This is a genomic window from Pandoraea sp. LA3 (genome assembly GCF_022696215.1).
GTDB lineage: Bacteria > Pseudomonadota > Gammaproteobacteria > Burkholderiales > Burkholderiaceae > Pandoraea > Pandoraea capi.
This window is the reverse complement of record NZ_PTPY01000011.1, coordinates 1-1,374: the sequence shown is the minus strand read 5'-3', so window position 1 is coordinate 1,374 and position 1,374 is coordinate 1. Positions and strand designations below refer to the sequence as shown.

Below are 1,374 nucleotides of genomic sequence, written 5' to 3'. Positions count from 1 at the left end.
TATAGGTCAACTCGCCTTTTTCTACTTGCTCGACCACTGACAGCTTAAAAGCCAGGCTGTAGTCTCGCTGTGTCCGCTTAATCCCTTGCTCCATTTGCCACCTCCTCGTTTCAACGAAAAAGTGTCAACCTATTTCAGGACGGGACAGCATCAAGAAAAAAGCCGGCAAATCATAATTACCGGCTTTTTCGTTTTAGAAGACGTATGACCTTATTTGGCGGCGGTTGTCGTTGGAATACCGTCAGTATCGAGGTGAATGTCGCCGTACCAGGCAGTGAACCTGGATTGTGTATTATCCCCATCGCTCATGATGGCGATACCGATCAAACGTCCCGGTGGCTCGCCGAACGCCTTCTCATAGTCCTTTGCAACATCTCTGGAATACGTTTGCCACGTTCCGAGATTACCGTCGCCTCGTTCGACGACGATGGAGCGAATCCTGCCTGTATATGGATTTGGAATCACCTCGTTGGCAGCGAGCGCATCACCGCCCCATGTGTACATCAAGGTTGCAAAGGGTAATTCGCGTCCGCTCACCATACGCGCCAACTCACGGTGCATGTGATCCTGCATGGTGAGTTTGCCTGGGTCACCATCGAACGCGAGAGCGATGCGTACAGGGGCATCGTCAAAACGTTTCGTCCGAATGTCTGCGTTGACCGGCATTGCATCTGCACGCCAGCGCCAGCTCAGCTTCGCTCCCGGATATACGGGAATATCCAGCTTCTGAGCAATACCGGATGCTGACGCGTCTACCGTCGCCCGGATCACTGCGATGCCATTGCTATCGGTGGTTTGCTCGTAGTGAGTCAGCCGCTTATTTCGCGTGACGAGATAGGTTTCCCAATGCGGCGGAAGTCCGTCCGAATTCACTTCGGCTGAAAGCGGAGCGATTTCCTCGCGATGCGCCGGCACCAACGCCGTTGACTCGCCAGTGGTAGGTGCCCGCTGCGAAGCGCATCCAGCAACAACCAAGCTGATAACGACGGCACTCATGCATGCCATCCCGACACGCCAGCTCACCTGACGCTTCACCCGATACTGAATCCCCACCCGTTTTGCTCCTCGAACTGCCACTAACCCCGTGGTCGAATCCTAAGCGAGAAGTCGGTGTCCATCCACCCGGAATCTCACTCCGTGATGAGATTGCAACAACGTAGCGATATGGACGATGCTCAATGCCGTGCAATGAGCCCTAAGCTTCGTGAAACAAAAAACAGGAGGGGAATTGAAGAAATCGGCCTGCAGCGAACGCAGTTTGCCTAATCGGGCACAAATCGCATGACAACAAAATGCGTAGTCCGCTTTCGAAAGCTGTGCGGACCCCCATCCTGAGTCGGCGAGCAACCAGTTCGTGACAGTCGCTGAAATCAC

At 53.9% G+C, this 1,374-nt stretch carries 1 protein-coding gene; it reads right to left on the bottom strand.

Features of this window, described 5'->3' with window-relative positions; all coding sequences use genetic code 11:
- Window positions 1-210: 210 nt before the first annotated feature.
- Window positions 211-996: a DUF3047 domain-containing protein gene (locus tag C5N93_RS00390; RefSeq protein ID WP_242557864.1), complete on the bottom strand. Its 786-nt coding sequence runs from the start codon at window positions 994-996 to the stop codon at window positions 211-213.
- Window positions 997-1,374: the final 378 nt, after the last annotated feature.